Annotated in this window: 22 protein-coding genes; 10 read left to right on the top strand and 12 right to left on the bottom strand. The window is 70.9% G+C overall.

All coding sequences use genetic code 11. The annotated features are described in order from the left end of the window. Positions 1-28: 28 nt before the first annotated feature. The 4 genes from OG453_RS11100 (at position 29) to OG453_RS11085 (ending at position 4,183) form a co-directional block, all read left to right on the top strand. Positions 29-1,414: an amino acid permease gene (locus OG453_RS11100; protein ID WP_266866939.1), complete on the top strand. Its 1,386-nt coding sequence runs from the start codon at positions 29-31 to the stop codon at positions 1,412-1,414. A gap of 146 nt (positions 1,415-1,560) precedes the next feature. Next, a complete protein-coding gene (locus OG453_RS11095; protein ID WP_266866937.1) occupies positions 1,561-3,000 on the top strand; it encodes an amino acid permease in 1,440 nt (479 codons plus the stop codon). Between the two features lie 184 nt (positions 3,001-3,184). After that, positions 3,185-3,835, top strand: a complete 651-nt coding sequence (locus OG453_RS11090) for a superoxide dismutase (protein ID WP_266866935.1) — start codon at positions 3,185-3,187, stop codon at positions 3,833-3,835. 141 nt (positions 3,836-3,976) lie between these two features. Then, the gene (locus tag OG453_RS11085) at positions 3,977-4,183 is read left to right on the top strand and encodes a hypothetical protein (protein ID WP_266866933.1); all 207 of its coding nucleotides are present in this window, start codon (positions 3,977-3,979) and stop codon (positions 4,181-4,183) included. A gap of 6 nt (positions 4,184-4,189) precedes the next feature. Here the strand turns inward: OG453_RS11085 and OG453_RS11080 are convergent, their stop codons facing one another. Then, positions 4,190-4,831 (bottom strand): DsbA family protein, encoded by a 642-nt coding sequence (locus OG453_RS11080; protein ID WP_266866931.1) that lies wholly within the window; start codon positions 4,829-4,831, stop codon positions 4,190-4,192. 177 nt (positions 4,832-5,008) lie between these two features. Here OG453_RS11080 and pepN point away from each other — a divergent pair, with 177 nt between their 5' ends. Both pepN and OG453_RS11070 read left to right on the top strand, forming a co-directional pair. Then, complete coding sequence (pepN, locus tag OG453_RS11075; protein WP_266866929.1) at positions 5,009-7,591, top strand: aminopeptidase N; 2,583 nt, start codon at positions 5,009-5,011, stop codon at positions 7,589-7,591. Between the two features lie 639 nt (positions 7,592-8,230). After that, positions 8,231-9,286 carry a hypothetical protein gene (locus OG453_RS11070; RefSeq protein WP_266866927.1) on the top strand — a complete coding sequence of 352 codons (1,056 nt, stop codon included), beginning with the start codon at positions 8,231-8,233 and terminating at the stop codon, positions 9,284-9,286. 105 nt (positions 9,287-9,391) lie between these two features. On the opposite strand, the gene OG453_RS11065 is transcribed toward OG453_RS11070, so the two are convergent. The 5 genes from OG453_RS11065 to OG453_RS11045 all read right to left on the bottom strand — a co-directional run bounded on the left by OG453_RS11065 (position 9,392) and on the right by OG453_RS11045 (position 14,611). Next, positions 9,392-10,573: a serine hydrolase gene (locus OG453_RS11065; RefSeq protein WP_266866925.1), complete on the bottom strand. Its 1,182-nt coding sequence runs from the start codon at positions 10,571-10,573 to the stop codon at positions 9,392-9,394. Positions 10,574-10,645: 72 nt separating this feature from the next. Continuing rightward, positions 10,646-12,436, bottom strand: a complete 1,791-nt coding sequence (locus tag OG453_RS11060) for a TIGR03767 family metallophosphoesterase (RefSeq protein WP_266866923.1) — start codon at positions 12,434-12,436, stop codon at positions 10,646-10,648. Between the two features lie 255 nt (positions 12,437-12,691). Next, positions 12,692-13,141, bottom strand: a complete 450-nt coding sequence (locus tag OG453_RS11055) for an NUDIX hydrolase (RefSeq protein ID WP_266866921.1) — start codon at positions 13,139-13,141, stop codon at positions 12,692-12,694. Positions 13,142-13,212: 71 nt separating this feature from the next. Continuing rightward, positions 13,213-14,106, bottom strand: coding sequence for a pyridoxamine 5'-phosphate oxidase family protein (locus tag OG453_RS11050; RefSeq protein ID WP_266866919.1), 894 nt, complete (start codon positions 14,104-14,106; stop codon positions 13,213-13,215). A gap of 40 nt (positions 14,107-14,146) precedes the next feature. Next, positions 14,147-14,611, bottom strand: coding sequence for a VOC family protein (locus OG453_RS11045; RefSeq protein WP_266866917.1), 465 nt, complete (start codon positions 14,609-14,611; stop codon positions 14,147-14,149). Between the two features lie 130 nt (positions 14,612-14,741). On the opposite strand from OG453_RS11045, the gene OG453_RS11040 reads away from it, so the two are divergent. Then, positions 14,742-15,293, top strand: a complete 552-nt coding sequence (locus tag OG453_RS11040; RefSeq protein ID WP_266866915.1) for a CGNR zinc finger domain-containing protein — start codon at positions 14,742-14,744, stop codon at positions 15,291-15,293. A 323-nt stretch (positions 15,294-15,616) separates the two neighbouring features. Next, a complete protein-coding gene (locus OG453_RS11035) occupies positions 15,617-18,922 on the top strand; it encodes a S8 family serine peptidase (RefSeq protein ID WP_266866913.1) in 3,306 nt (1,101 codons plus the stop codon). A 68-nt stretch (positions 18,923-18,990) separates the two neighbouring features. On the opposite strand, the gene OG453_RS11030 is transcribed toward OG453_RS11035, so the two are convergent. The 3 genes from OG453_RS11030 to OG453_RS11020 form a co-directional block, all read right to left on the bottom strand. After that, positions 18,991-19,941: a molybdopterin-dependent oxidoreductase gene (locus OG453_RS11030; RefSeq protein WP_266866911.1), complete on the bottom strand. Its 951-nt coding sequence runs from the start codon at positions 19,939-19,941 to the stop codon at positions 18,991-18,993. 88 nt (positions 19,942-20,029) lie between these two features. Next, positions 20,030-20,782: a hypothetical protein gene (locus OG453_RS11025; RefSeq protein WP_266866909.1), complete on the bottom strand. Its 753-nt coding sequence runs from the start codon at positions 20,780-20,782 to the stop codon at positions 20,030-20,032. Positions 20,783-20,784: 2 nt separating this feature from the next. Next, a complete protein-coding gene (locus OG453_RS11020) occupies positions 20,785-21,318 on the bottom strand; it encodes a sigma-70 family RNA polymerase sigma factor (protein WP_266866908.1) in 534 nt (177 codons plus the stop codon). A 216-nt stretch (positions 21,319-21,534) separates the two neighbouring features. Between OG453_RS11020 and OG453_RS11015 the strand changes: the two genes are divergently transcribed. After that, positions 21,535-22,551 carry an aspartate-semialdehyde dehydrogenase gene (locus OG453_RS11015; RefSeq protein ID WP_266866906.1) on the top strand — a complete coding sequence of 339 codons (1,017 nt, stop codon included), beginning with the start codon at positions 21,535-21,537 and terminating at the stop codon, positions 22,549-22,551. On the opposite strand, the gene OG453_RS11010 is transcribed toward OG453_RS11015, so the two are convergent. Beyond that, positions 22,541-23,782: an MFS transporter gene (locus OG453_RS11010; RefSeq protein WP_266866904.1), complete on the bottom strand. Its 1,242-nt coding sequence runs from the start codon at positions 23,780-23,782 to the stop codon at positions 22,541-22,543. The genes OG453_RS11015 and OG453_RS11010 overlap by 11 nt on opposite strands. Positions 23,783-23,898: 116 nt before the next feature. Here OG453_RS11010 and OG453_RS11005 point away from each other — a divergent pair, with 116 nt between their 5' ends. Continuing rightward, entirely contained in the window at positions 23,899-24,813 is a 915-nt protein-coding gene (locus OG453_RS11005) for a LysR family transcriptional regulator (protein WP_266866903.1), read from the top strand. On the opposite strand, the gene OG453_RS11000 is transcribed toward OG453_RS11005, so the two are convergent. After that, the gene (locus OG453_RS11000) at positions 24,764-25,273 is read right to left on the bottom strand and encodes a DUF1203 domain-containing protein (RefSeq protein WP_266866902.1); all 510 of its coding nucleotides are present in this window, start codon (positions 25,271-25,273) and stop codon (positions 24,764-24,766) included. The two genes, OG453_RS11005 and OG453_RS11000, sit on opposite strands and share 50 nt — an antisense overlap. 174 nt (positions 25,274-25,447) lie before the next feature. Beyond that, the gene (locus OG453_RS10995; protein ID WP_266869801.1) at positions 25,448-26,683 is read right to left on the bottom strand and encodes a flavin-dependent oxidoreductase; all 1,236 of its coding nucleotides are present in this window, start codon (positions 26,681-26,683) and stop codon (positions 25,448-25,450) included. Between the last annotated feature and the right edge of the window lie 101 nt (positions 26,684-26,784).

Genomic DNA, 26,784 nt, shown 5'->3' with positions numbered 1-26,784 from the left:
TCGCCGTGCGGAACGCCTGCCCACAACCATGGAGGCCGAGCCTGAACCGCTCGGCGGGGGACTCAAGCAGCGGCATCTCACCATGCTTGGGCTCGGTGGGGTCATCGGGGCCGGGCTTTTCGTCGGGTCCGGGGCCGGGATTGCCGTTGCCGGGCCCGGGATCGTCGTCTCGTATCTGATCGCGGGTGCGCTCGCGATGTGTGTGATGCGGATGCTCGGTGAGATGTCGGCCGCGATGCCCGCGTCGGGGTCCTTCTCCGTGCACGCCGAGCGTGCCCTCGGGCGCTGGGCGGGGTTCAGCGTCGGGTGGCTCTACTGGTTCCTGCTCGTCGTCGTGCTCGCCGTGGAGGCGACCGGGGCCGCGCAGATCGCCAACAGCTGGGCGCCGGGCGTACCGCAGTGGGCCTGGGTCCTCATCTTCATGCTGGTGTTCACGGGCGCCAATCTCGCCGCCGTGAAGAACTTCGGCGAGTTCGAGTTCTGGTTCGCGGCCCTGAAGGTCTTCGCGATCGTCGCCTTCCTGGCGCTCGGGCTGCTCGCGATCTTCGGGGTGCTGCCGGCTGCGTCTAATTCCTCTGGCAACCCGGTCGGGTTCACGAATCTCACCGGGCACGGCGGGTTTCTGCCCAACGGCTGGGAGGGCGTCACCTCCGGCGTGCTCGCCGTCGTCTTCGCCTTCGGCGGGCTCGAGGTCGTGACGATCGCGGCCGCCGAGTCCGACGACCCGGTGCGCTCGGTCGCCCGCGCCGTGCGCAGCGCCGTCTACCGCATCCTCTTCTTCTACGTCGGTTCGATGCTGGTCATCGTGACGGTGCTGCCGTGGACGGCGGAGAAGGCGGGCGTCAGTCCGTATGTGACGGTCCTCGACTCGATCGGGGTGCCGTCCGCGGGCACGATCATGAACATCGTGGTGTTCGTGGCGCTGCTCTCGGCGCTCAACGCCAACCTCTACGGCTCCTCCCGGATGATCTTCTCGCTCGCCGAGCGCGGCGAGGCCCCGAAGGCGCTGTTGAAGGTGTCGGGCGGCGGAGTGCCGCGGCGTGCGGTGCTCGCGTCCGTCGCCTTCGGCTTCGTATCCGTCGTACTCAATCTGAAGTGGCCGGACTCGGTCTTCCTCTACATGCTCAACTCGGTCGGCGCGGTGCTGCTCTTCGTGTGGGCGCTGATCGCGGTGTCGCAGCTGCGGCTTCGGCGGCGCATCGAGCGCGAGGCTCCGGAGCGGCTCGTGCTGCGCATGTGGGCCTTCCCCTATCTGACGTGGGCGGCGCTCGCGGCGATGGCCGCCGTGCTCGGGCTGATGCTGACGGACGACGGGGCGCGGCCGCAGTTGCTGTGGTCGGCGGGCGCGACGGGGCTCGTGCTGGCGGTGGCCGGGCTGCGGGAGTGGCGCGAGGCACGGCCGAGTCACACGTAAAGTGGGTGTGAACATTTCGTGGCCATACCTTCACAACGTGTGAGCGTCGTGTCCGTATAGCGGTCAGGTGTTCCCTGTCAGCGGTACCGGACTTCAGACTGTGGGCCGCTCGCTCCCCCGTCTCAGCTACTGAACAGGGCTCGCCCATGTCTCGGACGTCCACCTCCCAGGACGCAGCACCCGACGCGGCCCCCGAGGCCCCCAAGGTCGATTCACCGCTGGTCCACGGCCTCAAGCAGCGGCATCTCTCGATGATCGCCCTCGGTGGCGTCATCGGCGCCGGCCTCTTCGTGGGCTCCGGAGCCGGTATCGCCGCGGCCGGGCCCTCGATCGTGCTCGCCTATGCGATATCCGGCGCGCTGGTCATGCTCGTGATGCGCATGCTCGGCGAGATGTCGGCCGCGAACCCGGCCTCCGGTTCCTTCTCGGTCCACGCCGAGCGCGCGATCGGGCCCTGGGCGGGCTTCACCGCCGGCTGGGGCTTCTGGTTCCTGCTCTGCGTCGCCGTCGGCCTCGAAGGCATCGGCGCCGCGAAAATCATGGTGGGCTGGTTCCCCGACAGCCCCGAGTGGGCCTGGGTCGCGCTCTTCATGCTGGTGTTCTGCGGCGCCAACCTGACGGCCGTGAAGAACTTCGGCGAGTTCGAGTTCTGGTTCGCCGCCCTGAAGGTCGGCGCGATCGCGCTCTTCCTCGGCATCGGCGTCCTGGCGATCCTCGGCATCCTGCCCGGCTCGGACGCGCCCGCCCCCGGCACCGCGAACCTCACCGGCGAGGGCGGGTTCATGCCGAACGGCACGGACGGCCTGATCATCGGCCTCCTCGCATCCGTCTTCGCGTACGGCGGTCTGGAAACGGTCACGATCGCGGCCGCGGAGTCCGAGAACCCGGTCCAGTCCGTCGCCAAGGCCGTGCGCACGGCGATGTGGCGCATCGCCCTCTTCTACGTCGGCTCGATGATGGTCGTCGTCACGCTGCTGCCGTGGGACAACAAGGAGGTCGTGGCGAAGGGCCCGTACGTCGCCACGCTCGACCACCTGGGCATCCCCGGCGCCGGCCAGATCATGAACGTCATCGTCCTGATCGCCCTGCTCTCCGCGATGAACGCCAACATCTACGGCGCCTCGCGCATGTCGTACTCGCTGATCCGGCGCGGCCAGGGCCCCAAGGTGCTCGGCCGTGTCTACAGCGGCGTCCCGCGCCTCGCGGTCCTCGCCTCCTCGGTCTTCGGCTTCGTCTGCGTCCTGCTCAGCTACTGGCGCCCGGACGACGTCTTCCCCTGGCTGCTCAACATGATCGGCGCGATGATCCTGGTCGTCTGGATCTTCATCGCCGCTTCGCAGCTCATCCTGCGCCGCAGGACGGAGCGCGAGGAGCCGGAGAAGCTGGTCGTGAAGATGTGGGCCTACCCGTTCCTGACCTGGGTCGCCCTGGCCGCGATGGCGTACATCTTCTACCTGATGACGGAGCAGCCGGACACCCGCAAGCAGCTCCTGGCCACGGGCGCGCTGACGCTGGCGCTCGCGGCGATCGGGTTCGCGCGGCAGAAGGCGGCGGAGAAGCGGGCGGCGCTGTCGGCCGCCGAGTAACTCTCACGTCTGCCAGAGGGCCCCGAGTCTTTCGACTCGGGGCCCTCTGGCGCGTCCGGGGCCTAGGACCAAGGGCTGATCAACTCAGCGCCACTCCTGCTGCTAGCCTGCAGTTGCACATTGATTGCAATAAGCGTTGCACCACAGCAGAGCACAGCAGAGCAGCAGTCGGAGGGCTCGGACCATGGCCATTTACACGCTTCCTGAACTTCCGTACGACTACGCGGCGCTCGAACCGGTCATCAACCCGCAGATCATCGAGCTGCACCACGACAAGCACCACGCGGCGTACGTGAAGGGCGCGAACGACACCCTCGAGCAGCTGGAGGAGGCGCGCGACAAGGAGACGTGGGGCGCCATCAACGGCCTGGAGAAGAACCTGGCCTTCCACCTCTCCGGCCACATCCTGCACAGCATTTACTGGCACAACATGAACGGCCCGAAGGACGGTGGCGGCGGCGAGCCGCTGGCCGTGGACGGCGTCGGCGACCTCGCGGACGCGATCGCCGAGTCCTTCGGCTCCTTCGCCAAGTTCAAGGCCCAGCTGACCAAGGCCTCGGCGACGACGCAGGGTTCGGGCTGGGGCGTGCTCGCCTACGAGCCGCTCAGCAACCGCCTCATCGTCGAGCAGGTCTACGACCACCAGGGCAATGTCGGCCAGGGCTCGACGCCGATCCTGGTCTTCGACGCCTGGGAGCACGCCTTCTACCTGCAGTACAAGAACCAGAAGGTCGACTTCATCGAGGCCATGTGGCAGGTCGTCAACTGGCAGGACGTGGCGAAGCGTTACGAGGCCGCCAAGCAGCGCGTGAACAGCCTTCTGCTGAGCCCGTGAGCCGCTTGACCCCGTGAAACGTCCCGCCTCGTGATCGTCTTCTCAACCTTCGCGCGGGCGGGCGGAAAAAGGACAGGCCCCCGTGAGGACGTGACTCACGGGGGCCTGTCGGTATCCGGGGTTCCGGTGGACGGTGTCGACATGCCGACACCACGGAAGATGTACTGCAGCACCTGCAAACGGGACGAGCCGCACCACCCGCTGAGCAAGGGCGAGCAGCAGCAGCTCAAGGACGACTCCGGCCTGAAGTACACCGGCGACTACTGGGCCTGCGACGCACCGGGCTGCGGAACCCTACGTACCGCCTTCGACAAGTCGCCCTTCTATCTGCCCCGCAAGCTCAAATAGCGGGGGTCAGTCGAAGATCGGCCCCTGCGTCCGCGTCCGCTTGATCTCGTAGAAGCCGGGGACCGAGGCCACCATGAGCGTGCCGTCCCAGAGCTTCGCCGCCTCCTCGCCCTTGGGGGCGGGGGTCACCACGGGGCCGAAGAAGGCGATCTGTTCGCCGTCCGCTCCGGGGACGGCGATGACCGGGGTGCCCACGTCCTGGCCGACCTTGTCTATGCCCTCCTTGTGGGAGGCGCGCAGTTGGGCGTCGTACTCGTCGGAGTCCGCGTACCGCGCGAGGTCCTCGGGCAGGCCGACGTCCTTGAGTGCGGCGGTGACCGCCTCGATGGTCGGGCCCTCGCCGCGGTTGTGGAAGCGGGTGCCGAGCGCGGTGTAGAGCGCTCCGGTGATCTCTTCGCCGTACTTCTGCTGGGCGGCGATGACCACGCGGACCGGGCCCCAGGCCTTCGTCGCGAGCATCTCGCGGTACTCCTCGGGGAGCTCGTCGATCTTGTCCTCGTTCAGGACGGCGAGGCTCATCACGTGCCAGCGGACCTCGATGTCGCGGACCTTCTCGACCTCGAGGACCCAACGGGACGTCATCCAGGCCCAGGGGCACAGCGGGTCGAACCAGAAGTCGACGGGGGTCTTGGTGCCGTTCTCGGACATGTCTCTCCCTAAGGAATCCGTTCGCATCTGGCGGGGGAAACGTCGGTGACGCACCAGGGCATTCCCGGATACCGGGCGCCGACCACACATGCGAGGATCGTGACATTCGTACGAGACCTGCGTACGAGTCGTGCGATCCACGGCTTCAGACATGCGAGTCACAAGGGAGTGCCGCCCGTGCCCGGTGAGAATCTGTCCCGCGACGAGGCCCAGGAAAGGGCCGCGCTGTTGTCCGTCGACGGGTACGAGGTCTTTCTCGACCTGCGCTCCGCGATCGGCGAGAGCGACCAGGAGCCGCGCACCTTCCGCTCCGTCACCACGATCCGCTTCCGCTCCGCGGAGCCCGGCGCCACGAGCTTCGCCGATCTGATCGCCCCGAGCGTCACGGCCGTTTCCCTCAACGGCAAGGACCTCGACCCCTCCGAGGTCTTCGACGGCTCGCGGATCACCCTGGAGGACCTGGCCGCGGAGAACGAGCTGGTGGTGGACGCCCAGTGCGCCTACAGCCGCACCGGCGAGGGCATGCACCGCTTCGTCGACCCGGAGGACGGCGAGGTCTATCTCTATACGCAGTACGAGCCCGCCGACTCCCGCCGGGTCTTCGCCAACTTCGAGCAGCCCGACCTGAAGGCGCCCTTCCGGTTCGAGGTGCAGACCCCGGAGGCCTGGACGGCGTGGTCCAACGGCTCCGGTGAACTGGCTGATGGCGTATGGAAGTTCGCCGAGACCAAGCCGATCTCGACGTACATCACGGCCGTGGTCGCCGGCCCGTACCACTACGTGACGGACTCCTACAGCCGCACCTTCGACGACGGCACGACCCTGGAGATCCCGCTCGGCGCGCTCTGCCGCAAGGGCCTCGCCAAGCACTTCGACGCCGACGACGTCTTCCTGGTGACGAAGCAGGGCCTCGACTTCTTCCACGACAACTTCGACTATCCGTACCCGTTCGGGAAGTACGACCAGGCCTTCGTGCCGGAGTACAACCTGGGCGCGATGGAGAACCCGGGCTGTGTGACCTTCCGCGAGGAGTTCATCTTCCGCGGCAAGGTGACCCAGGCGTCATACGAGCGCCGGGCCAATGTGATCCTGCACGAGATGGCGCACATGTGGTTCGGCGACCTCGTCACCATGCGCTGGTGGGACGACCTGTGGCTCAAGGAGTCCTTCGCCGACTTCATGGGTTCCTTCTCCATGGTCGAGGCGACCCGCTTCACCAACGGCTGGATCACCTTCGCCAACAACCGCAAGGCGTGGGCGTACCGCGCCGATCAGCTCCCCTCCACCCACCCGGTCACGGCCGACATCCACGACCTGCAGGCCGCCAAGCTCAACTTCGACGGGATCACGTACGCGAAGGGCGCTTCGGTACTGAAGCAGCTGGTGGCGTACGTCGGGCGTGACGCGTTCCTCGAAGGCGCGCGGCGCTACTTCAAGCGGCATGCGTACGGCAACACCCGCCTCGGCGACCTCCTTTCGGTCCTGGAGGAGACGTCCGGGCGCGACATGGCGTCCTGGTCGCGGTCCTGGCTGCAGACGGCGGGGGTCAACTCCCTGACCCCGCAGGTGATTCTGAACGCGGAGGGCCGGATCACGGAGCTCTCCGTGATCCAGGAGGCGGCGCAGTCCCATCCCGAACTGCGGCCGCACCGTGTGGCGGTGGGCCTGTACCGCCGCTCCGTCGAGGGCGAGCTGACGCGGTACGCACGCGCGGAGCTGGATGTCGACGGGCCGCGCACGGTCGTCACCGAGCTGGCCGGCGAGGAGGCTCCCGAGCTGGTCCTGGTCAACGACGACGACCTGACGTACTGCAAGATCCGCTTCGACGAGAACTCCCTCGTCACGCTGCGGGAGCACCTCGGCGACATCACCGACCCCCTCGCCCGTGCCCTGTGCTGGTCGGCGCTGTGGAGCCTGACCCGGGACGGGCTCATGCCCGCGCGGGACTTCATCGGGCTCGTGCTGCGGTTCGCGGGGCGCGAGAGCGACATCGGGGTGCTGCAGATGCTGCACGCGTGGACGGACTCCGCGCTCACGCACTACGCGGCGCCCGCGTGGCGCGAGGAGGGCGGGCGTGCGCTCGCCGAGGGTGCGCTGCGGGAGCTGCGGATCGCGGAGCCGGGCAGCCAGCACCAGTTGACGTGGGCGCGGTTCTTCGCGGCGGTGGCCTCTTCGGACGCCGATCTGCAGTTGCTGCGGGGTCTTCTGGACGGCACGGCGAAGATCGACGGGCTCGATGTCGACCAGGAGCTGCGGTGGGCCTTCCTCGGCCCGCTGGCCTCGCACGGGGTCGCCGACGAGAAGGTCCTCGGCGCGGAGCTGGCGCGGGACGACACCGCTTCGGGCAAGCGGCATCAGGTGCGGTGCCTGGCCTCGCGGCCTTCCGCGGCGGTGAAGGCGCAGGCGTGGGCCGCCGTGGTGGAGTCCGATGTGCTGTCCAACGCGCTGGTCGGGGCGACCATCGCGGGGTTCTCCCAGGCCTCCCAGAGGGAGTTGACCGCGCCGTACGCGGAGAAGTACTTCGCTGCCATTGAGCGGGTGTGGGAGGAGCGGTCCATCCAGATCGGGATGGACGTCGTCAAGGGGCTGTTCCCTCATCTGCAGGACCGTCAGGGGACGGTGGACGCGGCGGACGCGTGGCTCGCGGCGCATGCGGGTTCCGCTCCTGCGCTGCGGCGGCTTGTCGTCGAGGCTCGGGATGACCTTGCTCGGTCTCTGCGGGCCCAGGCTTGCGATTCGGCTGCCGCCGCCGCTTCGTAGGTCGACTTGGGTGGGCGCCTCGTTCATCGGTGCTCGGCAGCTGTGCGTTGTGCCCACCCGTTCCGCCCTGCGGAACGCCTGCCCACAACGGGGGGGGCGACCCGGGTGGGGGGCGGCGTGCGGAACGCCTGGCCACGGCGGGGGCGGCCGGGGTGGGGATCCGGCGTGCGGAACGCCTGGCCACAGCGTGTGCGACCGGGGGTGGGGATTCGGCGTGCGGAACGCCTGCCGACAAACGGGGGCGACCAGGGTTGGGGGCCCGGCGTGCGGAACGCCTGCCCACAAACGCGGGCGACCGGGGTGGGAGATCCGACGTGCGGAACGCCTGCCCACAAACGGGGGCGACCAGGGTGGGAGATCCGGCGTGCGAAACACCTGGCCACAAACGCGGGCGACCGGGGCGGGGATCCGGCGTGCGAAACACCTGGCCACAGCGGGGGCGATCGGGGTGGGGATTCGGTGTGTGGAACGTCTGTCCGCAACGCGGGGAGGCGAATGCGGTGGCCCGTGGAACGTACCGCGCGCAAACGGGCCTTTTCGGCAGTCGAACGTCTGCACTTTAGTGCGGGGTTGTCCGGTTATGTCGACGGGCGTGTAACAGCGGTTAGGGGGGCGAGTGGGGGCGGGGATAGCCCGGTCATGAACCACAACACCCCGCTCTCCCCCCGCCCCCAGCAGCACCTCGCCAACGTCCAGCGCCGCGTCATGAGCACCGCCCAGCTGCGCGCCCACGGCATCTCCGCCGCCGACACGGCCGCCCACTGCCGCCCGGAAGGGCCCTGGCAGCAGCTGCTCCCCGGGGTGTGCCTGCTGCACCCGGGGCCGCCGACCCCTGAAGAGCGGCTGCACGGCGCCCTGTTGTACGCGGGGCGGCCGCCGGCCAAGGCGGCGAAGACCGTGCCCGCGCAGCCCGGCCCGGGCGAGGCCCACGCCCCGTACGCCGACGCGCTGATCACCGGCCTCGCGGCGCTCGCCCTGCACCGCTTCTCGTCCGCTCCCCCGCTGCTCTCGCTCGACCGCATCGACATCCTGGTGCCCCGCACCCGGCGGCTGCGGTCCACCGGATTCGCGCGCCTCGTGCGGACCCCCGCGCTGCCGACCGCCGTACAGATCACGGGAGTCCCGGTGGCGCCGGTGCCGCGTGCGCTCGCCGACGCGGTGGCGGGGCTCTCCGAGGCCGGTGCGGTGCGCAGGCTGCTCACCGAGGCGGTGCGCGGCGGACACTGCGAACCGGCCGCCATCGTGCGGGAGTTGAACCAGGCGCGGCTGCTCTCCCGCCCCCATGTGGTGAACGCCGTCGACGCGCTGCTCGCCGAGGGGCGGGCGATCGCCGAGGACCGGCTCTACCAGATGGTCGCCGAGCACGGTCTTCCCGATCCGCTGTGGAACGTCGATCTGCGATTGCCCGGCGGGCCGCATCTGGGGGGCGTCGACGCCTACTGGCCCGATCTGGCCGTCGCGGTCGAGCTCGACACCCGGGCGCCGCGCCACGGCTTCCGTCAGGAGGACGACGCCCTGTGGTCCGAGTACGCCCGTAAGCGCGAGCACTTGGAGCGGCTCGGCATCACCGTCGTCCATCTGACGCCCAAGAAGCTGCGGGATTCGCTCGAACAGCAGGCGACCGTCGTACGGACCGCACTGATGGCCGCGACCGACCGTGACCCCGCGGCGTATGTGGTGGTGCTGCCCAAATGACGCGGGGCGGCGCTGCCCGATAGGAGGGGAGCGAAAGGGGGCGGGACCCGGACGGCGGGCCCCGCCCCCTTTCGCGTACGCATTACGGAATACCGCTCTACAGACCTACTTGCCGCAGAACTCTGCCTCCAGGACCGAAGGGCCGTCCCCCGCCGGCCCGTTGAAGTTCAGCGCGAGCGCATGGCCGCCGTCCGCCGTCGTGCCCGCCATTGACGACGAGCCGTGGATGTCGCCGCCGTGGCCCCAGACGACCTTGCCGCAGGACGTCTTGAGGCTCTCCAGGCCGAGCCCGTACCGGCTGTCGGGCCGGTCCTCGCCCCTCGGGACGGTCTTCTTCATCTCGGCGAGCTGCTTCTTCGGCAGGAGCTTGCCGCGCAGGAGTGCGGTGTAGAAGCGGTTCAGGTCGGCCGAGTCGGAGATCATCGAGCCCGCCGCGCCCGCCACGGACGGGTTGAACTCCGTCACGTCGTGGTTCTTGGCGTCCGGGGCGTCGGACAGCTTGGTGTACGCGCGTGAACTGGGCTCCGGCATCGACGCGTCCGTGCCGGGCAGAGTGGTGTGGTGCAGGCCGAGGGGTTCGATGATCCGCCGGCCGATCTCGTCCGCGTACGACGCACCCGTCACCTTCTCGATGATCATTCCGGCCAGGATGTAGTTGGTGTTGGAGTACTTCCAGCCCTTGCCGGGCTTGAAGTCCGGCTTGTGGCGCATGGCGATGGCGACCTCCTCTTCGGGGGTCCAGGTGTCATAGCGGTGTTCGAGGAACTTCTCCGTGAACACCTTCTCCTGGAAGCCCGCATCGGCCGACACCTCGAAGATGCCGCTCGTGTGGTTGAGGAGTTGGCGCACCGTGATCTTGTCGCCGTCGTGGCCGTTGCCCTCGACTACGCCCGGCAGCCACCGCCCGACCTTGTCGTCCAGGTCGAGCTCCCCATCGGCCTCCAGCTGGAGCAGCACGGTGGCGACGAAGGTCTTGGTGATGCTGCCGACGCGGTAGTGGTCGTGGGCCCCGCGCGGGCTCTGGTCGTGGAGGTTCCCGACGCCGGCGGCGGAGTTCCAGGCGCCGTGCCGGTCCCTGGCCTGGACGGTCACACCGGGGGCGTCCTCGTTGACGGCGGCCTCCATCGCCTTCTGGGTCGCCCGGTGTCGGTCCCCGTGCCCGGACCCGGGCTCGGGCGCCGAGGCGAGCGCGGGCGCCGCGAACGCACCCGCCGCCAGTGTCGCGGCCACGACCGCCGCCACCCCCGTGATCCCCGTACGCATCGACATCCGCTGTCCCTTCGTCATCGAACGTGGTCGACTCAGGGGACTCGCGGCGCGGGCTCGGAGGTTGACAGGACCGCGCGGGTTGAGCGGGATTTAGCCCTTCCGGAGGATCAGCTCCGTGTTCCGGTCCCCCGGCTCGCCGCCCAGCGTGGGCTTCGCGCCCGGGGCGTTGAAGGAGAGCTCGCGGTAGAGCGCGGCGAGGCCGGTCTGCGAGAGGTCGGCGTAGTCCGTGCGGTGCGGGGCCGACGACTCGATCAGGGTGGTGAAGAGCGAGATGGTGCCGTCGTGGTTGTCGGTCAGCTCCACGACGCGGGCCAGCTGCGGGAAGTCGATGTGCGAGGCCGTGGAGACCTCCCAGAAGGAGCCGTGCGGGGTCTGGTGCGCGGTGATGTCGTTCTTGTGGCTGTGGCCGTTGACCCAGGCGAGGACGGAGCGGTGGCGGCCGAGCAGGGCGACGATCTCGTCGCCGCCGTGCCGGGCCTCGCGCGGGCGGTGCGGGTCCTGGCGGAGGTTCCGCATGCTCTTGCTGGTGTGGTGGCTGAAGACGACGACGTGGGAGCCGCCGCCGGCCTTCTTCTCGTTGGCCTTCAACTCCCGCTTCAGCCAGTTCAGTTGGTCGGTGCCGATGGAGCCTTCGTAGTGGCCCGCGGGGTCCGTCGTGTCCAGGCTGATGCCGAGTACGTCGTCGCTGATGCGGAAGGAGTAGTACTGGGTGCCCGCGTCGAGGTTCTCCTGCGTGTAGCCGTGGCCGACCGGGCCGTGGCCCTTGTACGCCGGGTCCAGGTGCGCATGGACGTACTCGGCGGGGGTGAAGGGCGCCCGGCTCTCGTCCGGGGTGACCGAGCGCATCCGCCGCGACTCGCTCTTCAGGAGCTCCTTGAACTGGGCACCCTTGGGGTCGCGCCCCTTCTTGACCGCCTTCCACAGGGCGGCGCCGCGCGACTCGTCCAGGGACATCAACTTCCGCCCGCCGACGGCGAATTCGGTGAAGTACGAGTCTCCGGGGCCCCAGCAGCCGCCGGGCAGCGCGTCGTGGTTGCCGACGGTCGAGTACCAAGGGAGCGCGAGGCCAGGGCTGTTGACCTCGCGGAGGGCGGCGTCGAGGAAGCCGTCGACCCGCGGGAAGCCCAGGGCCTTGTCGGCGTCGCGGAGGTCGCCGTCCGGATGCCAGTAGAGCTTGAGCCCGCTGTCCTGCACGCCTTCGTAGCGGCGCGGGTCACCGGTGTTGGGGGTGATGCGGCCGCCGCTCATCGCCTTGAGGAACCAGTCGAGTTCGGAGCGGGAGTTGTTGTCGGTGTTGTCGCCGGTCGTCACCACGCAGTGCAGCGGCGATCCGGTGGCGGGCGCGCCGCGCAGCGCGTTCACCCGCTCGACGAGGGCGACCGCGCCCGCGACCGACAGGGCCTCCTGCGGGCGCCAGGCGCTCGCGGTCTGGGCGCGCAGATACTCGTACCGAAGCGGGTGCTGTACGTCGACCAGATGCAGGTCGGTGAACTGGACGAACGCGGCGAGCGCGGTGCGCCGCCCCTCGCGGCCGGGTTTGGCGGCGGCCAGGTCGCCGCGGACCACCCGCTCCCAGGCGGGCCCGTCGCCGAGCCGCCGGTAGCCGGAGCCGCCGCGCGGGGCGGCGACGGTGGCCAGGGTGGTGCCGCCCCGGTACGGCATCAGGGGCGCCGCGGGTGCGGGCCGGGAGAGCGCGACGGGGGCGGGGCCGCCCGCGGCCGCATGGCTGCTGCCCGGCCGGAGCGCGTAGCCGACGCCCGCGGAGAGGGAGATCGCTCCAGTGGTTGCGAGGAAGGCCCGGCGGTCCACTGCCGATGCGGCGGAGGCGACGGAGTGGGTGGCGGTCTTGGCGGCGGTGGCGACAGAGCGTATGCGCGGCATGGCGCGGTCTCCCCGATTGCGAACGCGTCGGCAGTGGTCGCGGGGAGTCCGGCGTACTGCACCGACCGAACTTCCCGCTCGTACTGGATCGTTGGCATCCGGGATGACCTGCACGTTAACGAGACCGCAACGGGCAGCGCCGATCACCGTACGTGGATCATCGGGCACCCTGAGCGGCCATCAACCCCTCTCCGGGCGGAGAGGAGGCGGTCACTCCATGTTCACCTTTCGGGGAAGGGAAGGGGCACTGGAGCCTCAGGTCGCCAGGTGGCCGTCGGCCGGACGCTCCCGCCAGAGGCCGAGGCCGATGTCGACGAGCCCGACCCGGTCGAGGTCGGGGACGGCGTCCAGCGGGTGCCATGCCGCGAGGTCGGTCGAGCCGTCGGTCTCGTGGCGCAGCTCGCCGCCGGTGATCCCGGCCTCATAGATGATGCGCAGGCCGTGGAAGTCGGCGACGGCGCCGAGCCTGCGGGGGTAGCGGCGGCGCAGGGAGTCCATGCCGAGCAGCGTGACCGGCTCGATGACGTAGCCCGTCTCCTCGTCCGCCTCGCGGATCACCGTGTCGTACGGATCCTCCCCGTGGTCCATGCCGCCGCCGGGCAGCGTCCAGCGTTTGCTGCCGTCGCCCGCCACCCAGCGGGCCAGCAACACCTGCCCGTCGCGTACGCATACGGCGTAGGCCGCCACCCGGAGCTCTTTGTGCACAGGCTGACGCTAGACCTAATAGGGCACCGCTAGACCTGATAGGGCCTTTATACGGTCCTTCTACGGTCGTCCTATCGCGGGTTCGCCGGTGAGTATTCGGGCGGCGACCACGCATAGGGGCTCGCTCCCAGGGTTTCCGCGGTCCTTTCGACGGTGAAGCGGACCGTGCGGGAGCCGTCCGCCGCGTACTCGGTGCGGGCCGTGCCGGAGAGCTGGAGGGTGGTGCCGGTCGCCCAGTCGAGGAAGAGGAGCCCGGCGCGGGGGTCGGCGGCGAGGTTGCCGAGGGTCAGGAACATGGAGTTGCCCGGGTAGTCCCGCCAGACCAGCTCGTAGGGGGACGGCACTTCGACGAATCCCGGGTCGCCGCCCCGGTGGCTTGCGTCGGCGCCGTGCTCGTGGACGGTGGCGAGGAAGAAGGTGTCGGCGGCGGCGATGAACGCGCGCTGGTCGCCGGTGAGTTTCACTCCGTGGCGGGGCGAGGACGGCCGACCCGGCGCCTTCCCTTCCAGAAGGTCGCGCTTCTGGAGGTACTTGGGGCAGTTCGAGAAGACCTGGTCGGCCTCGATCGCCAGGCCGTGCGGGGTGGGGCGCGCCCTGCCGTTGAGCCGCATACGGCGCCGGGTGCGGGGGTCGAGGGCGATGGTGCCGACGGGGGTGCCTTCGCGGGCGAGGCTCCGGGCCAGCGGGTCTCTGGCGTGCACGCCTCCCCGGACCGATATCTGCTCCGGCCCCGTGGCCCGCACGAACCCGGGGGCGCCGGTGAGCAGCGAGGCCCACACGGCGCCATCGGTGTCCGCGCCGCCGAGCACCAGCATGGGCTGGAGTTCGAGGAAGGCGGCGGCCACCGGGCGGATGCCCTGACCTATGGAGCGGCCCACGTGATCGGCGAGGTCGCGTACGCCGACGCGGTCTTGGACGGTGCGGGAGCCGTGGTGGTAGGGCCCTTCGGGTGCGTGCGAGGCCATGGGGTTCATCGCGTCCTTCCGGGGTTACGGGCGTACAGGCTTAGAAGAAGCCGCAGGTGGGTGCCGACTCCACGGGTGCGGTGGCCGTCTCGGCGCCGGTCGGGGAGTAGATCTCCAGTCGGGTGCCGTCCGGGTCGTGGAAGAAGATGCCGCCGGACGCGGCGCCCTCGCCGTGCGGGACGACGCCGTCGTAGGCGAACTCCACACCGTACGCACGCAGAGCGCTTTCGTACGCGCGGACCTGCTCGATGGTGTCGACCTCGATCGCCAGGTGGTGCAGGCCGGCGTTTCCGGCGGCGTACGCGGCGCCGGCCTGCTGCCAGAGCGTGAGGACGGGCCGTGTGCCCTCTCCCAGGAAGGCGAACCTGCGGCCCTCCTCCTTGCCCTCGCCGATCACGCCGTAGCCGATGACGTCCCGGTAGAAGGCGAGCGAGCGGTCCAGGTCGGTGACGTTCAGGCCGATGTGGCCGGTGCGGAGTGCGCTCGGCGTGCTGGTCGCGGTCATGACTCTCCCCTTGTCAGCGGCGGCGGCCCGCCTGACGCGGGCTAACCGTTCACATTCAGGTTAGAGGTTAGGCACGGCGAGCGTCAACCGGTCACGTACCCTTTACTGGTTAGCCGTGAAGGGAGCCACCATGTCCGCCGATGCCGCTCGCGATCCTCGCCCCCTCGTCGGCGAGCCGCTCTCCCTCGACCTGCTCAACACCCGGTGGATGCTGGACGGCGTACGCCAGGACCTGCTGACCGATGTCGATGGCCTCGGCGTCTGGCTCGCGGCCAACGGCATCGCGGACCGCTTCGAGGTGGACGGGCGGACGCTGGAGCATGTCCTGCAGGCCCGCGACGCGATCGCCTCGGTGGTGGACGCGCCGGGCGAGGCCGCGGGGGTCGCCCGCGTGAACAAGGTCCTCGTGCACGGGCGCATCCGGGCGACGCTGAGCGAGCAAGGGCCAGGCGAGGAGCCCGAGTTCAAGGACGCGAGCTGGGGCGCGGCGTGGCTGGCGGCGCGGGATTACCTGGGGCTGCTGGCCGCGGCGCCGGATCGGATCCGGCGGTGCGCCCATGAGGCGTGTGTTCTGCACTTCTTCGATACGTCGCGGAACGGGACGCGGCGGTGGTGCTCGATGGCGATCTGCGGCAACAGGGCGAAGGCGTCCCGCCATTACGCCAGGTCTCGCGAGGATTAGGGCGGTCCCTGCGGAGCTCTCCCCCATCCCGCCCCTTCCCGAACTGGGGCTCCGCCCCAGACCCCGCTCCTCAAACGCCGGAGGGGCTGAATCTTTCAGCCCGTCCGGCGATTGAGGACGAACTCGCCGGAGGCGGTGACAGGCGGCACCCGTAGCCCCGGGGGGCGAATAGTCCGCAATGCCGCCGGTGGCACATGGCGGAATTACGCCACGCCTCGATCCACCCCGGACAACTCTCCCCAAACAGCAGTCACTTACGTGAAGCTAAGCGGTCATCCGGTACCGAATTCCGGACCCTTTCGACCTTACGTACAGGGATGCTGATGACCCCCGAAGCCACACCCTCCACACCCATATCGCGGGCGAGACGCACGGCTCGGCTCGCGATAGCCGTCGGTCTGACCGCCGCGCTCTCCGCAGCCGGGCCCATACCCATGGCCCTCGCCGCCGACGACGACCCCGGCGCCGCCGCCCCCAAGTCCGCCGAAGGCAAGCTCGGTTCGGCCGACGCCGACCTGCTCGCGGAGGCCAAGGCGGACGGTGAGAAGACCGTCACGATGATGGTCGCCACCGCGCCCGGCGCCACCGAGAAGGTCGCCGGCCAGCTCGACGCCGTCAAGGGCGGCTCCGTCGGCCGCACCGACGACAAGCTCGGCTACGTCCGCGCCTCCGTGCCCACCGCGAAGGCCGACGCCGCGATCGAGGCCGCCGGGAAGCTGTCCTCCGTGCACGGCATCGATCTGCGGCACGAGATCGAGCTCGACGATCCGACGCCCGCCGCCGACCACGCCAAGGGCGCGGACGTGGCGGCGCAGGGGATGTACGCCGGGCCGGACAAGAACACCCCGGCGAAGAACCCGTACAACCCCTCCTTCGAGACCGGCGCCGTCGACTTCGTGAAGCAGAACCCGAAGGCGGACGGCCGCGGCACCACCATCGGCATCCTCGACTCCGGCATCGACCTGGGTCACCCCGCGCTGCAGAAGACGACCACGGGCGAGCGGAAGATCACCGACTGGGTGACCGCCACCGACCCGATCGTCGACGCCGACGCGACCTGGCGGCGGATGACCAACCCCGTCACAGGGCCCGTCTTCACCTGGGACGGCCAGACCTGGAAGGCCCCCGCGGGCTCGTACCAGATCAGCCGGTTCAGCGAGAAGGCCACCACCGGCGGCGACGCCAAGGGCGACCTGAACCGCGACGGCGACACCACCGACACCTGGGGCGTGCTCTACGACCCGGCCGCCGGGACGGTGCACGTCGACCTGAACAACAACAGTGACTTCACCGACGACGACGCCATGAAGCCGTACAAGGACGGCCACCAGGTCGCCTACTTCGGCAAGGACGACCCGGCGACCGACGTCGTCGAGCGCGTCCCGTTCGTCGTCGAGATCCGCAAGGACGTGCCGACCGACCCGTACGGCGGCGACTGGGTCGGCAAGAAGGCCGACTTCGTCAACATCGGCCTCATCGAGTCCGAGCACGGCACGCACGTCGCGGGCATCACCGCGGCCAACGGCCTGTTCGGCGGCAAGATGAACGGCGCCGCGCCCGGCGCCAAGCTGGTCTCGTCCCGCGCCTGCACCTGGACCGGCGGCTGCACGAACGTCGCGCTCACCGAGGGCATGATCGACCTCGTGACGAAGCGCGGCGTCGACATCGTCAACATGTCGATCGGCGGCCTCCCGGCCCTCAACGACGGCAACAACGCGCGCGCCGAGCTCTACAAGCGGCTCATCGACGAGTACGGCGTACAGCTGGTGATCTCGGCCGGCAACTCCGGCCCCGGCGCCAACACCATCGGCGACCCCGGCCTCGCCGACAAGGTCATCTCCGTCGGCGCGTCCATATCCAAGGACACCTGGGCCGCCAACTACGGCTCCGTCGTGCGGAAGCCGTACGCGATGATGAACTTCTCCTCGCGCGGCCCGCGCGAGGACGGCGGCTTCGCGCCGATCATCTCCGCGCCGGGCTCGGCCATCAACACCACGCAGACCTGGCTGCCGGGCGCCCCGGTCGCCGAGGCGGGCTACAAACTCCCCGCCGGTTACCAGATGTTGCAGGGTACGTCGATGGCGTCCCCGCAGGCCGCGGGCGCATCCGCGCTGCTCCTCTCCGCCGCCAAGCAGAAGAACATCGCGCTGCCCCCGGCCAAGCTGCGCACCGCGCTCACGTCGACCGCGGACCGCATCCGCGGCGAGCAGGCGTACGCGCAGGGCACCGGCCTGATCGACATCGTGGGCGCCTGGGGTGCCATCAAGTCCGGTGCGAGCGCGCACGGTTACACGGTGAAGGCGCCGGTCGACACCGCCCTGGAGCAGGAGCTGAAGAAGCCCGGCACGGGCATCTACGACCGTGAGGGCGGCCTGAAGGCGGGCCAGAAGCGGACGTACGAGGTCACCATCACGCGGACGTCGGGTCCGGACCGCGCCGTGCGCCACGAGCTGGACTTCGAGAACAACCACGGCGGTACGTTCCGGCTGCTCGGCGACGACGAGATCTCGCTGCCGCTGAACAAGCCGGTCACGGTCAAGGTCCAGGCGCGGCCCACCTCCGCCGGGCTGCACAGCGCGATCCTCACCGTGGACGACGAGCGCACCAAGGGCGTCGACCAGCAGATCATGTCGACGGTCGTCGTCTCGGCGCCGCTCGCCAAGCCGTCGTACACCTTCTCGGCGGCCGGTTCGGTGCAGCGCAACAGCACCAAGTCGTACTTCGTGACGGTGCCCAAGGGCGCCAAGTCCCTCGAGGTGGCCCTCGGCGGCCTGAAGGACAAGAGCCAGACGCGGTTCATCGCGGTGCACCCGTACGGCGTCCCGGTCGACTCGACCTCGTCGCTCGTCTGCTACCCGAACTACGAGAACCCGGACAACACCTGCCGTCCCGACCTGCGTTCGTACGCGGACCCGCAGCCGGGCGTCTGGGAGATCGAGATCGAGTCGCGCCGGACGTCGCCGCTGCTCGACAACCCGTACAAGCTGGACGTCGCCGCACTGGGCGTCGCCTTCGACCCCGCCGTGCAGAAGGTCCCGGAGGCCAAGGTCGGCACGCCGGCGCCGGTCTCCTGGAAGGTCACGAACAACTTCGCCGCGGTCGACGGCAAGCTGAAGGGCGGCCCGCTGGGGTCGTCGAAGGCCGCGCGGCCCTCGATCAAGCAGGGCGAGACGCAGACCACGACCGTGGTCGTGCCGGAGGGCGCCGAGCGGCTCGACGTCGCGATCGGCTCGACGTCCGACTCGGCGGCCGACCTCGACCTCTCGGTCCTGAAGGACGGCAAGGTCGTCGGTTCGTCGGCGGACGGCGACTCGGAGGAGTCGGTCAGCCTGCCGAAGCCCGCGGCCGGTACGTACGAGATCGAGGTCGCCGGATACTCGATTCCCGCCGGGAGCACCGAGTACGACTACCTGGACGTGTTCTTCTCGGCGGCGCTCGGCGCGGTCACGGTCGACGAGTCGGCGCCGGTGAAGCTGGCCAACGGCGCTTCGGCCCAGGTCACTGCGGAGATCGTGGCGAAGGCCCCGGCCGCGGACGGCCGTGCGCTGTTCGGCGAGGTGTCGCTCCTGAACGCGGGCGGCACGGTCGCCGGCAACGGCAGCGTGTCGATCGAGAAGGTCACGCCGTAGCGGCCTTTTCTTGAGGCCTCTCCTTGAGGCTTCCCTGCTCCCGGGTGGCTGGCAACTTGTTCCGCCGGCTACCCGGGAGCACCCCCGGCCACCTCGACCGTCACCTCGTGCACCGCGTTGCGCGCCCCCTCCAACGGCTGCACCCGGCCCGCCCGGTCCGTCGCACGGCAGCGGATGCGGTGCGCGCCCGGCGCCAACTCCCGGACCAGGGCGAAGCGTTGCCAGGTGGGCCCGGCGCCCGGCGCGTCCACCGCCGCGGGCTCCCAGGGGCCCCCGTCGACCGAGATGCCGACCGCCACGATCTCCGTCGTGCTCCAGGCCCGCCCCGAAAGATCGACACCGCCGGCCGCGACGCGCGCGCCGTCCCGTGGCGCGAACAGCTTGCTGCTGACGTCCACTTCGCGCACCGGGGTCGCCTCCGTGTCACCCGGCAGGACGCGGTTGTAGAACCGCGTGGTGAACATGTTGTCCGCCCTGCGGTCGGCCAGCACGATCCGGGTCAGCCACTTCACCGAGTTCGTGCCGAACATCCGGGGCACCACCGCCCTCAGCGGGTACCCGTGCTCGGCGCGCAGCGGCTCGCCGTTCATCCGGTGGGCGAGGAAGACGTCACGGCGGGCCACGTCCAGGGGCAGGTCCTTCATGTACGTCAGGCCGTCCTCCCCGTGGAAAGACCCCGTGTCCGCGCCCTCGAACCAGACGTGCCGGGCCGCCGCGCGAGGCACCGACCGGTCGAGCAACACGGCCAGCGGCACCCCCGCCCACTCCACCTGCGCCACCGCCCGCGTCGGCACGTCCGGCGCGAACGGACTCCCGAAGCACTCGTGGAAGGCGGGGAGCCGCTCGGCCCCGAGCGCAAGGACGGCGGCCATGTCCAGCCGCAGGGGACGCTCGACCAGGCCCTCCACGGTCAGGGTCCAGTCGGCGACGTCGATGTCCGGCACGCCCAGGTGCTTCCTGACGAAGACATCGTCCAGCGGGGTGAAGTCGGGTTCGGGCAGGGGCACTTGGCTCGTCATGTAGCAATCTTAGGGGCCATTCGGTCCTTACGCGCGGAGGCCGTGCCGGGGGCGGTTCCCGGGCCCCGCGGGCAGCCCCGGCCGGCGCCTAACAGCTGAGGCCCTCCGCCCCGGGCAGCGCCCGCTCGATCCACGCCCGCTCCTTGGCGATGGCCGCATCGCCCGTGGACCAGATGTCCGGCGACACCCCGCCCCGCGGGATGCCGATCAGCGTCCGGTCGCCGGGGCGCAGCCGCGGGTCCACGTCCACGTTCATCACGAACGTGATCCGCTTCTTGCCGCTGTCCGGCTTGTAGTAGCGGGAGACGTCCAGGACGATCCGGTCCTGCTCGGCACCGGGAATCGCCTCGACCCGGCGCACCGTCCCCTCCACGATGAGCCGCGCGCACGCCACGTACCCCTCGTCCGTGAGGTCCTCGGCAGCCCCGTCGTCCGCCGTACCGTCGTCCGCCGTGCCGTCATGCGCCTTGTCGTCCCCCGGAGCCGCTCCCTTCGCCGTGTCGGCGTCGCTCTGGGTGATGCCGCCACCACTGTCCACCGCGAGCCAGCCGAGCCCGCCGATCAGCGCGGCGGCCGCCGTGGCGGCGGCCAGGGCGAGCGCCGGCGCGCGGCGGCGCCGGACCCCGTCGGGGCGCACGGCGACCGCGGGCCCCGGTGCCGGCCCCGGAGCGGCGAGCGCGTCACCCGCCGCGGCGAGCCGCTCCCGCAGCAGGGCGACATCCGCGACGGCCGCCGCATGCTCGGCGCGGAACTCGGGATCATCGCGCACCTCGTCCGGCACGGGGTCGCCCGTGACCGCAAGCATCAACGCCTCGTAGGCCTCGTCGTGCGTCCCAGGCACCGTCACACCACCTCGCCCTCGTGCAGCCGCGTCCGCAGCACCCGTACCGCCGAGTGCAGCCTGCTCTTGACCGTGCCCTCCGGGATGCCCAGCTCATCGGCGATGGCCCGGACCGGCAGATCCGCGTAGAACCGCAGGACCACGACCTGCCGCTGGGCGTCCGGCAGCTCGCCGAGCCCCTGCGTGACGGCGAGGGACAGCGCCCGCGACTCCGCCCCGTCCTCGTCGGTGGTCTCCCGCCACAGCACGGCGAGCCGCTCCCCAAGGCGCTCCTGCCTGCGGCGCGCCCGGTGCCAGTCCATGGCGAGGTTCGACGCGACCACCGCCGCCCACGCGGACACGTCACGCGGCGCCTCGCGCCCGTCCGCGGCCCGCTCCAGAAGCTTCAGCCTGACCTGCTGGACGCCGTCGGACAGATCGGCCTGCGGCACTCCGCCGAGCGCGAGCACCGCCCGCACCCGGTCCTCCTGGGCCGCGTCGAGCGGATCCGCCTTCTCGTGCCGCTCGGCGGCCCGGCGCGTTTTCCTCCGCAGCAAGGCACCCCTCCCATCCCCACGTTTCCCCTAGGACGCCGGGACGGCCCGAAACGTTCGCCGGCGGCCGCCGGGATGTGACATCCGGTACTCGGGGATGTGACATCCCGTACTTCGGACAATGGATTGGACAAGGCGACGGTGGACAGACGCATCATGGAACGCACCCCGAGCGCCAGGTCAGCGGGCCACGCGCATGCACATACGGAGGAAGTCCCTGTGAAGGTCGGAATCGTCGGAGCCACCGGTCAGGTCGGCACGGTCATGCGCAAGATCCTCGCCGAGCGGAAGTTCCCGCTGGACGAGCTGCGCCTGTTCGCCTCGGCCCGCAGCGCAGGGACCGTCCTGGACGGCGTGACGGTGGAGGACGCCTCCACGGCCGACTACACGGGCCTGGACATCGTCCTGTTCTCCGCCGGCGGCTCCACGTCGAAGGCCCTCGCCGAGAAGGTCGCATCGCAGGGCGCCGTGGTGATCGACAACTCCTCGGCCTGGCGCCGCGACCCCGACGTACCGCTGGTCGTCTCCGAGGTGAACCCGCACGCGATCGCGGACCGCCCCAAGGGCATCATCGCCAACCCGAACTGCACGACGATGGCCGCGATGCCGGTCCTGAAGCCGCTGCACCAGGAGGCCGGGCTCACCGCGCTGGTCGTGGCGACGTACCAGGCCGTGTCCGGTTCCGGCCTCGCCGGTGTCGAGGAGCTCTTCGAGCAGGTCAAGAAGGTCGGCGAGGACGCGCCGAAGCTCACGCACGACGGCTCGGACGCCGAGTTCCCCGAGCCGGACAAGTACGTCGCGCCGATCGCGTACAACGTGCTTCCGCTCGCGGGCTCCATCGTCGACGACGGCCTGAACGAGACCGACGAGGAGCAGAAGCTCCGCCACGAGTCGCGCAAGATCCTGGAGATCCCGGGCCTGAAGGTCTCCGGCACCTGCGTGCGCGTGCCCGTCTTCACGGGGCACTCCCTCCAGGTCAACGCCCGCTTCGAGCGTCCGCTGAGCCCCGAGCGCGCCACCGAGATCCTCGCCTCGGCCGAGGGTGTCGTCCTCACCGACGTGCCGACCCCGCTGGTCGCCGCGGGCAAGGACGACGCCTTCGTGGGCCGTATCCGGGGCGACGAGACGGTGGAGAACGGCCTGGCCTTCTTCATCTCCGACGACAACCTCCGCAAGGGCGCGGCGCTGAACGCCGTGCAGATCGCGGAGCTGGTGGCGGCCGAGCTCAAGGGCTGACGACGTCCTGCTTCTCCGTACGGTTTTCCGTACGGTCTTCCGTACGCCGTCGGGGGCGGGCACCGCTGTGCGGTGACCGCCCCTTTCGCGTGCCCGCGACCGCCACCACGAGCAGCGCGAGCACCGCGAGGCCGCCGCCGAGCCACAGCACGTCGCTCACCCCGCGGCTGTCCGCGACCAGGCCGCCGGTCAGCGCGCCCAGGGCGATCGCCGCGTTGAACACCCCGGCGAAGAGCGCCGAGGCCGCCTCGCGGGCCCCCGGTGCCGCGGCCATCACCCACTGCTGGGTGGAGACCGAGACCCCGCCGTACGTCAGTCCCCAGGCGATGAGCAGCGCGACCGACGCGAGCAGCGAGCCGCCCGCGGGCCCCATGAGGAGCACCACGGCGCCGAGCCCGGCGCTGATCGCGAGCAGCGCCCGGCGCGGGTCGCGGGCCGCGAAGGCGCCGCCCACGAAGTTCCCGGCGATGCCCGCGACGCCGTACGCGAGAAGCAGCCCGCTGATCAGCCCGGCGCCGAGATCCGGCACCCGCTCCAGGACCGGGCGCACGTAGGTGTACGCGGCGAAGTGTCCTGTCACCAGGAGCAGCACCACCAGGAGCGCGGACCGCAGCGGCGCCGTCCGCAGCAGCCCCGGGAACGCGCCGAGCCGCACCGCCTCGGACGACGGCAGCTTGGGCAGGACCGCGGCGAGCAGTCCCGCGACGGCGAGGGCGAAGGCGCCCATGGCCACGAACGCCCAGCGCCAGCCCGCCAGTTCACCCAGGAACGTACCGGCGGGGACGCCGAGCACGGACGCCACCGCGATCCCGCTGAAGATCACCGTGGTGGCCCGCCCGGCCGCCTCCTCGCGCACGAGGCGTACGCCGATACCGGCCGCGATCGCCCACACGCCCCCGATGCAGACGCCGACCAGGACCCGCGCGGCGAGCAGCACGCCGAAGGAGGGCGCGAGCGCGGAGAGCAGATTCGCGGCGGCGAGCAGCGCGGTGAGCGTGCAGAGCACCATCCGCCGGTCGGCGCTGCGCGCGGCGACGGGCAGCAGCAGGGCGGCGAGCGCCGCGACCACGCCGGGCAGCGTGACGGTCAGCCCTGCGGTGCCGTCGGAGACGCCGAGGCCGGAGGAGAGGGAGGTGAGGAGTCCGACGGGCAGCATCTCCGTAGTGACGACGGAGAAGGTGGTGGCGGCGACGGCGAGTACGGAGAGGGGCAGGGCGGTGTTGTTCTTCATGGACTCCAGCCTTCGTGGGGCGCCCGCCGGGAACAACGCCGAAGATCTCATCCTTGAATGAGCGAGGCTCATCGATGAGGCGAGGCTCGTGGATGAGTGGATGAAAGGCGGACCCGGTGAGCGGGCTTGAGATACGGGAGCTCGAGTGCTTCATCGCGCTCGCCGACGAGCTGCACTTCGGCCGTGCGGGCGAGCGGCTCTACGTCTCGCAGAGCCGCGTCAGCCAACTGCTGCGGGATCTGGAGCGGCGGATCGGCACACGGCTCGTCGAACGGTCGAGCCGCCGGGTGCGGCTGACCCCGTCGGGCGAGCGTTTCCTTGCCGAACTGCGCCCGGCGTACGAGGCGTTGAGCGCCACGGTGGACTCGGCGCGGGAGGCGGCGCGTGGGGTCTCGGGGCGGCTGCGGATCGGTTTCCAGGGGACGGCGGACGCCCGGCTGATGGAGGCGATCACGGACTTCCAGGAGCAGCATCCGGCGTGCGTGACGGAGATCGTGGAGATCCCCTTCGCGGACCCCTTCGGTGCGGTGCGGCACGGCGCGGTGGACACCGCGATCGTGCTGCTGCCGGTGGCGGAACCGGACCTGGTCCTCGGCCCGCTCTTCTCCCGCCAGCCGCAGAACGTCGCCGTGTCGGTACGCCACCCCTTCGCGGGGCGGGAGTTGCTGAGCGCGGCCGAGCTGACGGACACTCCGCTGATCGCGGCGGCGGCTCCGGCACCGGCCTACTGGCGCGAGGCGCACGCCCCTTCCGCCGCGCCCGCGCCGGAGGTGCGCACCCTCCAGGAAGGGCTGACGCTGGTCGCGGCGGGGCGGGGCGCGATGCTGCTGTGCAGCCCCACGGCGGAGTATCACGGCCGCCGTGACGTCACGTTCGTGCCGGTGGAGGGGCTGCCGGACTCGGTGCTCGGGATGGTGTGGCACCGGGACGCGGAGACGGAGCGGGTGCGGGCGTTCGCACGGGCGGTCGCCGCGTCGAGCGTCAGGGCCGCCGCACCTCGAAGTGGAAGCAGCCGTACTCCACGGCCCTGACGTGTACGAGGGCGACTTCGGGGTCGGTGAAGGCCTCCGCGAGGGCGGCGTCGAAGCCGGCGGTGGCGTCCTCGGGGATCTCGAAGAGGCGGCCGCCGACGATGCGGCCTTCGGCGCTGTAGCGGCGCAGGGTGCGGAGGGCTCCCGAGCGGGCGAAGGGGTAACCCTCCCCGTCCGGGGAGGGTCCCTCACAATCCTCCGCGTGGATGAAGACGGGCCCCTGCTCGTCGTAGGCGCCGGGGGTGGCGCCGGTGTCCGCCGCCCAGCGCCGCAGCGGCGCGTACGAGACGAGGGCGACGCGCTCGCCGGGGGCGACGGGACGCAGACAGCAGCGGAGGGGGTCGCCGCCTTCCGGGTCCGTGTACGGGGCGCAGGGACGGCCCGCGTCGTCGGTGTCGCGGAGCTGTTTGAGGGCTACGGGGTCGATGGGGCGGGGGTGGTACGCGGTGGTGGTGGTCATGGGTCGAGGGTCGCGCGTGCGGGTGGGTGGGGGCTGGCGGGTTTCAGACGTTGCCTTTCCCCAACCCCGATGCGCCGGCCGCGAGGTGGCCGTCGATCACCGAGACCTGCGGGGCAATCGGGTGGGTGGGCGGGAAAGAATCCGCCGCGAAGCGGCGGTCCAGACCGACCGCCCCTACCAAGCCCCCCGCATCCGCCGATACCCCTCCCCCAGCTCCGCCAGCTCCCCCTCCGTCAGCACATCCTCCACCCGCACAAATCCCTCCGGCGCCCTCTCCGCGACCGTCCGGAGGACCGTGTCCGCCGGCATCGCCCGGTTCGCCAGAACCACCGCGTTCGCGGACGCCCACCGCTCGGCCTCGTAGGCCCGCAGTCCCCCCACCCGGTCCGGCGCGGCAAGCGCCAGGCAGCGGGCGAGGACCCGCGCGTCGAGCACCGCCTCGGAGCCGCCGCTCGACCCCACGGGGTACATCGGATGCGCCGCGTCCCCGAGGAGCGTCACGGGGCCCTGCCCCCACCACGGCAGCGGATCCCGGTCCACCATCGGGTACTCCAGGATCCGCCCCGTCGAGGCAAGCAGCGCCGGCACGTCGAGGTCGCCGATGCGCCACCCGGCGAAGTGCGGAAGCACGTCGGAAAGCCGCCCCGAGCGGTTCCAGTCGACGGGCCCCGCCACCCCGTGGTGGTGGACGGGAAACCGCACCTCGGCCACCCAGTTGAGCAGCGCACGCCCCCGCGTCTCCGCCTCGCGGGAGATCGGGTAGACGACCAGCTTCACGCTCGCGTTGCTGCCCGCGATGGCCATGGTGCGCCCGCCGAGCACCGGCTCCCACTCGGTGACGCCCCGCCACATCCGGATGCCGTTCCACAGCGGCGGCCCCTCCCCGGGATGCAGCCGCGCCCGCACCGCCGAGTAAAGCCCGTCGGCGCCGATCAGGGCCCGCGCGGGCACCGCGTACTCCCGCCCGCGCGCCACGTCCCGCAGCGTCACGAGCACCGACCGGGACCCCTCGGTCTCGGCGTACCGCACGAACGCCGTGCCCGTGCGCACGGCGTGCTCGCCGAGCCGGTCGCGCACGGCGTCGAGCAGGAGCATCTGCAGGGCGCCCCGGTGCAGCGAGTACTGCGGCCAGTGGTGGCCGCGCGCGACGCCCCGCGGCTCGCTCCAGATGTGGTTGCCGTGCCGGTCGAAGTGGATCATCTCGGCGGTCGGCACGGCCGTGGCGGCCAGCTCGGCGCCCAGGCCCAGTTCCGTCAACTCCCGTACCGCGTGCGGGAGGAGGTTGATGCCGACGCCGACGGGGCGCAGCGCGTCCACCGCGTCCACGACCCGCACCTCGATGCCCGCGGCGTGCAGACCGAGGGCGGTGGTCAGTCCGCCGATCCCGGCTCCCGCGACGAGTACGTCGATCATGGCTGCGGCACCGCCCGCCCCGCGCCGCGTAATCGTGGCCGTAATCGTGAACGTGAACGTGCCATGAGCGCTCCCCCCGGGGCGTTCCTCGCCGCGCG

This window comes from Streptomyces sp. NBC_01381, assembly GCF_026340305.1.
Taxonomy (GTDB): Bacteria; Actinomycetota; Actinomycetes; order Streptomycetales; family Streptomycetaceae; genus Streptomyces.
This window is presented reverse-complemented; position numbering and strand designations above follow the sequence as displayed.

Excerpts from the sequence above, each read along its gene's own strand:
- OG453_RS11080 (WP_266866931.1), bottom strand. The coding sequence starts at position 4,831 with ATGTCCGAGAACGGCACCAAGACCCCCGTCGACTTCTGGTTCGACCCG.
- OG453_RS11100 (WP_266866939.1), top strand. The coding sequence starts at position 29 with ATGGAGGCCGAGCCTGAACCGCTCGGCGGGGGACTCAAGCAGCGGCAT.
- OG453_RS11065 (WP_266866925.1), bottom strand. The coding sequence starts at position 10,573 with ATGACGAAGGGACAGCGGATGTCGATGCGTACGGGGATCACGGGGGTG.
- OG453_RS11030 (WP_266866911.1), bottom strand. The coding sequence starts at position 19,941 with ATGACGAGCCAAGTGCCCCTGCCCGAACCCGACTTCACCCCGCTGGAC.
- OG453_RS11040 (WP_266866915.1), top strand. The coding sequence starts at position 14,742 with ATGTCCGCCGATGCCGCTCGCGATCCTCGCCCCCTCGTCGGCGAGCCG.
- OG453_RS11060 (WP_266866923.1), bottom strand. The coding sequence starts at position 12,436 with ATGCCGCGCATACGCTCTGTCGCCACCGCCGCCAAGACCGCCACCCAC.
- OG453_RS11050 (WP_266866919.1), bottom strand. The coding sequence starts at position 14,106 with ATGGCCTCGCACGCACCCGAAGGGCCCTACCACCACGGCTCCCGCACC.
- OG453_RS11090 (WP_266866935.1), top strand. The coding sequence starts at position 3,185 with ATGGCCATTTACACGCTTCCTGAACTTCCGTACGACTACGCGGCGCTC.
- OG453_RS11095 (WP_266866937.1), top strand. The coding sequence starts at position 1,561 with ATGTCTCGGACGTCCACCTCCCAGGACGCAGCACCCGACGCGGCCCCC.
- OG453_RS11045 (WP_266866917.1), bottom strand. The coding sequence starts at position 14,611 with ATGACCGCGACCAGCACGCCGAGCGCACTCCGCACCGGCCACATCGGC.
- OG453_RS11000 (WP_266866902.1), bottom strand. The coding sequence starts at position 25,273 with ATGACCACCACCACCGCGTACCACCCCCGCCCCATCGACCCCGTAGCC.
- OG453_RS11070 (WP_266866927.1), top strand. The coding sequence starts at position 8,231 with ATGAACCACAACACCCCGCTCTCCCCCCGCCCCCAGCAGCACCTCGCC.
- OG453_RS11010 (WP_266866904.1), bottom strand. The coding sequence starts at position 23,782 with ATGAAGAACAACACCGCCCTGCCCCTCTCCGTACTCGCCGTCGCCGCC.
- OG453_RS11035 (WP_266866913.1), top strand. The coding sequence starts at position 15,617 with ATGACCCCCGAAGCCACACCCTCCACACCCATATCGCGGGCGAGACGC.
- OG453_RS11085 (WP_266866933.1), top strand. The coding sequence starts at position 3,977 with ATGCCGACACCACGGAAGATGTACTGCAGCACCTGCAAACGGGACGAG.